This window comes from Streptomyces sp. NPDC060209 (genome assembly GCF_042728155.1).
Classification (GTDB): Bacteria; Actinomycetota; Actinomycetes; order Streptomycetales; family Streptomycetaceae; genus Streptomyces.
This window is the reverse complement of record NZ_JBHWZS010000225.1, coordinates 1-7,581: the sequence shown is the minus strand read 5'-3', so window position 1 is coordinate 7,581 and position 7,581 is coordinate 1. Positions and strand designations below refer to the sequence as shown.

Genomic DNA, 7,581 nt, shown 5'->3' with positions numbered 1-7,581 from the left:
CGGCAGGGTCTTCAACTCCCCGATCGGGGAGCCGGGGTGCAGGATGCCGAGGCGGTCGCGGACCCGTGCGGCCAGCTCCGTCACCTGGGTCGCCGTGCTCAACGGGAGGGCTCCTTCGGCAGGCCGAGCACACGCTCGGCGAGGATGTTGTGCTGGATCTCGTCGGTGCCGCCGGCGATGCTGTAGCCGGGCGCTCCGAGCAGGTGTTCCGTCCAGGCGTAGGTGCCCCACTCCCCCGTGTCCGCGACGAGGCGCGGGCCGAGCAGTTCGGACACCAGATCGCTGGTGCGCCGCATGGTCCCGGTGGCGTACAGCTTGCCGACCGAGGCTTCCGCGCCGGGTTCGCGTCCGGCGACGAGGGCGCCGGTCACGCGCAGCCCGATGAGCCGTTGCACCAGGGCGCGCACGTAGAGGTCGGCGGCCTGCTGCTGCTCGCTGCCGGTGAGCGGGCGGGGCAGGTTCCTGGCCAGCTCCAGTGCCCGGTCGGCGTTTTCCAGGCCGAGGTTGCCGGAGTCGAGGCGCTCCGCGGCCAGCACACTGAGGGTGACCCGCCAGCCCTCGCCGACCGGTCCGAGCCGGTCGCTGTCGGGCACGACCACGCCGTCGAGGTAGACCTCGTTGAAGCTGGCGCCGCCGGTCATCTGCTGGATGGGCCGCACAGTGACACCGGGCGCGTCCATCCGCACGAGGAACACGGTGATGCCGGCGTGCTTGCGTACGTCGGGGTCGGTGCGACACACCGCTACACCCCAGGTCGCGACAGTCGCCCCGGAGGTCCAGACCTTGTGCCCGTCCAGCACCCAGTTGTCACCGTCGCGCACCGCCTTCGTCCGCACCGCGGCGAGGTCGGAGCCCGCCTCGGTCTCCGAGAAGAGCTGACAGGCCAGCTCGTCGGTGCGCAGCATGGGGCTCAGCCAGCGCTTCTTCTGCTCCTCTGTGCCCCAGATTCCGATCGCCGGGGCGACGAGCTGCTGTGTCACCGGGAAGATCTCGGTACGGTGCGGCACGTCGAAAGCCGCTTCCTCGGAGCGGTAGAGCTGCTCGTAGTACGCGGGCAGGCCGCGACCCCCGTACTCCGCCTGCCAGTTGAGCGCCCCCCACCCCTGGTCGTAGCGCGTGCGTTCCCACTCCTGGGTGCGGGCGGTGTGCTCGCGCTCCTGCTCCTCGGTCCGGTTCTCGAACACGGCGACGGAGTCGGAGCCGATGCCCCACTCCCCGTCGGATGTCCGGGGCCGGGCGACCGTGGCGAGCCACGTCCGGACCTGTGCGCGGAACTCCTCGGGTTCCGGGGGACCACTCATCTGTTCCTCCACCTCCGTTCAGCGGGGCGATGCCGGTCGTGCGTTCAGCGGGACAGCACCGTGCATGCGCTGACGCCCGGGGCACCGTAGACATGTGTGAAGCCGACCCTGGGCTCGCCGGGAACCTGGCGTTCGCCGGCCCGGCCGCGCAGCTGCTGGACGACTTCGTAGACCTGGCGCAGCCCCGAGGCGCCGATGGGCTCGCCGTTGGCGATGCAGCCGCCGTCGGTGTTGACCGGCAACGCGCCGCCGATCTCCGTGGCACCCGACGCGATCAGCTGTTCCTGCTCGCCGTCCGCACAGAAGCCGCACTCCGCCATGTGCATGACCTCGGCGCCACTCTCGGTGTCCTGCAGCTGGCAGACATCGACGTCGGCCGGGGCGACCCCCGCGTCCTCGAAGGCGGCGGCCGAGGCATCGCGGCTGACGCTGGTCAGCTCGCCCCCGGGGATCCACGGGCTGAACACCTCGAACGACCCGAAGCGCCGGGTGCGTACGGCCGCCGAGCGCAGGGCGACAGAGGGGCCGTCGAGGGTGCGGGCGACCTCGGGAGAGCAGAGCACCAACGCGGCCGCGCCCGCCCCCGGGGAGCAGAACATGAAGCGGGTCAGTGGATCACTCACCATGCCGGATTCGAGTATCTCCTCGGCGGACACCGGCTTGCGCCGCCATGCCTCCGGGGTCAGGCCGCCGTTGCGGTAAGCCTTCTCGGCGACCCGGGCGAGCGTCCCCGGGGTAATCCCGTGGTCGTGCATGTAGCGCTGGATCTTCATGCCGAAGAACTGCGTGGTGACCATCAGCCCGTCGTTCCCGTACTCCGCCCCCAGGCCCCAGTCCTCGGGTCTCGGATCAAAGGCGCCGCGCGGGTGCTTGTCGAAACCGACCGCGAGCACGACGTCCGCCATGCCGGCGCGGATCGCGTTCACCGCGGAGATCAGCGCGCTGCCGCCGGTCGCGCAGCCGTTCTTCACGTTCACGAACGGCAGTCCCGTCAGGCCCAGTCGGGACACCAAGGTGTCGGCGAGACCGGCGCTGTCACTGCCCCCGAACGCGGCCCGTACCCGGGACCACTCGATCCCTGCGTCCGCCAGCGCCGCCCTCACCGCACCGACGGCCAGCTGCCTGCCACTTGCCTCCGACCGGCCGAACGGCGTGCGCCCTGCGCCGCAGATCAGGACGTCGGTGCTCATGACCCCTCCTCTGCCTCGGTTGCGGGCCGGGCCCGCGGGACACCCTGCCCCGCGGTCACCGCCATGGGCATGCCGATCCGGATGTCGTCGAGGTCGTCGACCTCGAGAACGGCTGCCACCCGTACTCCTTCCGCCAACTCGACGTAGCCGACCGCGAAGGGCTCGAAGCCACCGGGCGGGGCCTCGTAGGGCGGGGACTTGGGCGCGTACCGCTGCACCGTCCAGGTCCACAGCGTGCCCGCGCCCTTGAGACCGGCCGGTTCGGCCCGTCCCCCGCAGCGCGAGCATGCGTCGTCCGCGGGGTAGGCCGCCGCCGAGCAGCCGGAGCAGCGTGAGCCCTGGAGCCCGGCGGCCGGACTCCGCGGAACCGTGGTCATCCGGATCAGCGCCCCTGCCACTTCGGCTCGCGCTTCTCCAGGAACGCCGAGACACCCTCGTTGGCGTCCTCGGAGTTGAGCGCCACGCCCACGGCAAGGTGCTCCATCACCATCAGCGACTGGGTGTCGGCGTCCAGGCTCCGGTCGATCGTCATCTTGGTGAGCCACATGGTGAACGGGCTCTTGTCGGTGAGGTGGGAGATGAACTCCTCGACCGTCTCGTCCAGCTTCTCGGCCGGCGCGTGGTCGTTGATCAGGCCGAACTCGGTGGCCTCGATGCCGGACAGCAGCTTCCCGGTGAGCATCAGCTCCTTGGTCTTGCGGATTCCGATCATGCGCGGCACCCGGTAGATCGGTCCTGCACCGCCGAAGAGCGCGCGGCGGATGTGGAAGTCGCCGATCTTGGCGTCGTCCGCGGCGATCGCGAAGTCGCAGGAGATCATGATCTCGAAGCCGCCGGCGGTGACATGACCCTCGAGGACTGCGACCGAAGGGGTCTTCATCGAGTAGAGGCGGTCACACACCTTCGCGGACTTCACCGCTACGTCGATGGCGTTCGACTTGCCGACGTACTCAGCCTTCAGGCTGTCGAGGTCGAAGCCCGAGCAAAAGGTGCCGCCGCGTCCACGGAACACCAGGACCCGCAGCTCGGGGTCCTCGTCGACCTCGGTGATGATCTCGTCGAGCCGGTCCAGGATCGGCACCGTGACGCAGTTCTTCTTCCAAGGGCGGTTGAGCCAGACGCGGGCGACATGGCCGTCACGCTCGAACTGGATCTCGTCTTCCACTGCCATCTCTGATCCCTCCGTCAAACTGAACTGAATTCATTACGAGTCTGCGCAGCTGGTGATCCTCTGTCAACCCTCTGATTGAAGTTGCTTCAGGAGACCAGCTCCGCCTTGCCGCGTGTCAGCCCCCGACGGCCGGGATGTCCACGAGGACCTTGAGCCGGCGGCCGTCGCGGACGTCGTACAGCCCCGCGACGGTGCCGGTGAGGGGGATGTGGTCGAGCCAGCCGTCCGTCGGGTAACGCCCGGCGGCCATGTGCTCGATGACCCGCTCGAAGACACCGTCGGGGTACGCCTCGCAGCCGAGCAGCGCGAGTTCGGCCAGGCGGACCACTGAGGCGTCGATGGTTACCGGGCCCGAGTACAGCGCCACCATGACGACGGGCGCCTGGGCGGCGAGGGAGCGGATGGCGGCGTTCAGCGCCTCCTGCCGCCCCGAGCACTCGATGGCGGCGTCCACACCTCTGCCCCCGGTGTGGCGCGCCACTTCCCCGACCACGTCCGCCGTGACCGGGTCGAGTACGCGGGCGCCGTGCCGCGCGGCCGCCGCACGCCGGGACGGCGAGGGCTCCACCACGAGCACGTCGTCGACGCCGCGCGCCTTGAGCGCGAACAGCGCACCCATGCCGACCGCGCCCGCGCCGGTCACCAACGCGGTGCCGCCGCGGGGCACATGGGCCCGCTCCACGGCATTCAGAGCCACCGCCATGGGCTCGACCAGAGCACCCTGTTCCAGCGAGACCCCGTCGGACAGCTGATGCACGGCGTCGGCCGGCACCACCACGTACTGGGCGAGTCCGCCGCCGGGCGAGGTCACCCCGATCGCCGCCAGGGCCGTGCACAGGTGGGACAGTCCCGACGTGCAACGCGGACACACCCCGCAGGTGCGGATCGGCCGCACGCAGACCCGGGCGCCGGGCGCGACGCGGTCGACCCCGGCACCGCAGCCCACCACGGTCCCGGCGAACTCGTGCCCCAAGGTCTGCGGCAACGTGGCACCGGTCAGCGGGTTGGGCTCGTGCGTGGCCCGGGGCGTCTCGAAGTACTCGTGCACGTCAGTGCCGCAGATCCCCGCGAACGCCACACGGATCTTCACCTCCCCAGGACCCGGCTCGGGTTCGGGCATCTCCTCGATCCGCAGATCCTTGGCTCCGTACAGCCTGGCGGCCAGCATCGCTCCTCCTCGGACTCGCTTCCTGGGACACCATCGAGACTGCCACTGAACTGAATTGACTTCAACAGCTATCTTGAGACTTGCACCTACTTCGGTTCAGCATCGAAAGGGTCCGTCAATCCCGTACCCGCCCCCTGTCGACGCGAGAGGGGGCAGTCTGGAGTGCACATGTCCGCCGGCGACGTAGCGGCGCGGTCGTACCGCGCTCAGCATCCCGTCCGCTTCGTGACCGCCTCGAGCCTCTTCGACGGTCATGACGCCTCGATCAACATCATGCGGCGCATCCTGCAGGCCCAGGGCGCGGAGGTGATCCACCTCGGGCACAACCGCTCCGTGAGCGAGGTGGTGGACGCCGCACTGGAGGAGGATGTGCAGGGCGTGGCCGTCAGCTCCTATCAGGGCGGCCACATCGAATACTTCGAGTACCTGGTGGAGCTGCTGCGAGAGCGCGGCGCCGGACATGTGCGCGTGTTCGGCGGTGGCGGCGGGGTGATCGTGCCCGAGGAGATCGAGCGGCTGTCGCGGGGCGGGGTACACATCTTCTCACCGCAGGACGGACAGCGCCTCGGCCTGGTCGGCATGATCCAGGCCATGATCGAGGCGTGCGACACCGCGCAGTGGGAGGAGGCGCCCGCTGACGTCGGGCGGGTGCTCGCGGGGGAACGCCCGGCGCTGGCACGGCTGTTGTCGGGAGCCGCAGCCGGGTCGCTGCCGGCCGCGGATCTGCGTGCGTTGGAGAAGGCGGCCGCGGCGCGCCAGGTGCCGGTCCTCGGCATCACCGGCACCGGCGGTTCCGGCAAGTCCTCGCTGACCGACGAGCTCGTCCGCAGACTCCGCACCGACCAGCGGGACACCCTGCGGATAGCCGTGCTGGCCGTCGACCCGACACGCCGTCGCGGTGGCGGGGCCCTGCTCGGCGACCGCATCCGGATGAACTCCCTCGACGGCGAGCGGATCTTCTTCCGGTCTCTGGCCACGCGTGGCAGCAGTGAACTTCCCGAAGGGCTCGGCGAGTCGATCACGGCCTGCAAGGCGGCCGGCTACGACCTGGTCATCGTCGAAACACCCGGCATCGGCCAGGGAGACGCGGCCATCGTGCCGTACGCGGATGTATCGCTGTACGTCATGACGCCCGAGTTCGGTGCGGCATCGCAGCTCGAGAAGATCGACATGCTGGACTTCGCGGACGTCGTCACCATCAACAAGTTCGAGCGGCGCGGCGCCATGGACGCCCTGCGCGACGTCGGACGCCAACTCGTGCGGAATCGCGCGGCGTTCAGCTCCCGCCACGAGGACATGCCGGTGTTCGGCACCAGTGCCGCCACGTTCAACGACGACGGTGTCACCGCGCTCTACCAGCGTCTGCGCGATCTGCTCGGCGAACGCGGTCTGCGGACCCGTCCCGGCGCGCTGCCCGAAGTCTCGGTACGTCACTCCAGCGGCGCGGCGCAGATCGTACCCCCGTCCCGGGCGCGCTATCTGGCCGACATCGCCGAGACGGTGCGGACGTATCATGCGCACACCGTCGACCAGGCCCAGGCCGCCCGACGTGTGCAGCGGCTGACCGCGGTCCGTGGCGAACTGGCGGGCGAGCAGGCGCCGACCGGCGATGTCGACCAGCTGCTCACCAAGGCGCGGGAGCGACTCGACGGCGACACCCTCCGGGTTCTGAAGCGGTGGCCGGAGACCGTGGAGGCGTACTCCGGCGAGGAGTTGGTGTTCACCGTGCGCGGCCGGGAGCTGCGCACCCGCCTTGGGCGCGTATCACTGTCGGGCAGCCGGATTCCGCGGGTGGCTCTGCCGCGCTACACCGACCACGGGGAGCTGGTGCGGTTTCTGCGTGCGGAGAACCTTCCGGGCTCGTTCCCCTTCACGGCCGGGGTGTTCCCCTTCAAGCGGGAGGGCGAGGACCCCGCGCGAATGTTCGCCGGCGAGGGCGATCCGTTCCGCACGAACCGACGCTTCAAGCTTCTGTCCCAGGACAGCGATGCGACCCGTCTGTCCACGGCCTTCGACTCCGTCACGCTCTACGGTCGCGACCCCGACCGGCGCCCCGACATCTACGGCAAGGTCGGCACCTCGGGCGTATCGGTGGCGACGCTGGAGGACATGAAGGCGCTGTACGACGGCTTCGACCTGGTCGCGCCCACCACCTCCGTCTCCATGACGATCAACGGCCCGGCACCCACGATCCTCGCCTTCTTCCTCAACACCGCCATCGACCACCGGCTCGACGCGTACGCCGTCGAGCACGGCGAGGCACCCGGCCCCGAGCAGACGCGTGACATCCGGGCCGAGGTACTGCGCAATGTACGAGGCACCGTGCAGGCCGACATCCTCAAGGAGGACCAGGGACAGAACACGTGTCTGTTCTCGACAGAGTTCAGCCTGCGGATGATGGGCGACATCCAGGAGTGGTTCATCGAGCAGGACATACGCAACTTCTACTCGGTCTCCATCTCCGGGTACCACATCGCGGAGGCCGGGGCCAACCCGATCAGTCAGCTCGCCTTCACGCTCGCCAACGGGTTCACGTACGTCGAGTCGTATCTGGCGCGCGGCATGATCGTCGACGACTTCGCCCCGAACCTGTCCTTCTTCTTCTCCAACGGCATGGACCCGGAGTACTCCGTGCTCGGCCGGGTGGCCCGCCGCATCTGGGCGGTGGCGATGCGCGACCGCTACGGGGCCGACGAACGCAGCCAGAAGCTGAAGTACCACGTGCAGACGTCGGGCCGCTCGCTGCACGCC

At 69.6% G+C, this 7,581-nt stretch carries 6 protein-coding genes; 1 reads left to right on the top strand and 5 read right to left on the bottom strand.

The window, feature by feature from the left end; genetic code table 11:
• Nucleotides 1-98: 98 nt before the first annotated feature.
• The 5 genes from ACFWFI_RS31445 to ACFWFI_RS31425 form a co-directional block, all read right to left on the bottom strand.
• On the bottom strand, nucleotides 99-1,301 hold the full coding sequence (locus tag ACFWFI_RS31445; RefSeq protein WP_387396758.1) for an acyl-CoA dehydrogenase family protein: 1,203 nt from the start codon (nucleotides 1,299-1,301) through the stop codon (nucleotides 99-101).
• 44 nt (nucleotides 1,302-1,345) lie between these two features.
• Nucleotides 1,346-2,491, bottom strand: coding sequence for a thiolase family protein (locus ACFWFI_RS31440; protein WP_387396756.1), 1,146 nt, complete (start codon nucleotides 2,489-2,491; stop codon nucleotides 1,346-1,348).
• Nucleotides 2,488-2,868: a Zn-ribbon domain-containing OB-fold protein gene (locus ACFWFI_RS31435; RefSeq protein WP_387396754.1), complete on the bottom strand. Its 381-nt coding sequence runs from the start codon at nucleotides 2,866-2,868 to the stop codon at nucleotides 2,488-2,490. The genes ACFWFI_RS31440 and ACFWFI_RS31435 overlap by 4 nt, the downstream gene beginning before the upstream one ends.
• Before the next feature lie 5 nt (nucleotides 2,869-2,873).
• The gene (locus ACFWFI_RS31430; protein ID WP_387396752.1) at nucleotides 2,874-3,662 is read right to left on the bottom strand and encodes an enoyl-CoA hydratase/isomerase family protein; all 789 of its coding nucleotides are present in this window, start codon (nucleotides 3,660-3,662) and stop codon (nucleotides 2,874-2,876) included.
• Between the two features lie 115 nt (nucleotides 3,663-3,777).
• The gene (locus ACFWFI_RS31425; protein ID WP_387396750.1) at nucleotides 3,778-4,830 is read right to left on the bottom strand and encodes an alcohol dehydrogenase catalytic domain-containing protein; all 1,053 of its coding nucleotides are present in this window, start codon (nucleotides 4,828-4,830) and stop codon (nucleotides 3,778-3,780) included.
• 168 nt (nucleotides 4,831-4,998) lie between these two features.
• On the opposite strand from ACFWFI_RS31425, the gene ACFWFI_RS31420 reads away from it, so the two are divergent.
• The coding region (locus tag ACFWFI_RS31420; RefSeq protein ID WP_387396747.1) for a methylmalonyl-CoA mutase family protein at nucleotides 4,999-7,581 on the top strand (2,583 nt) is incomplete at its 3' end.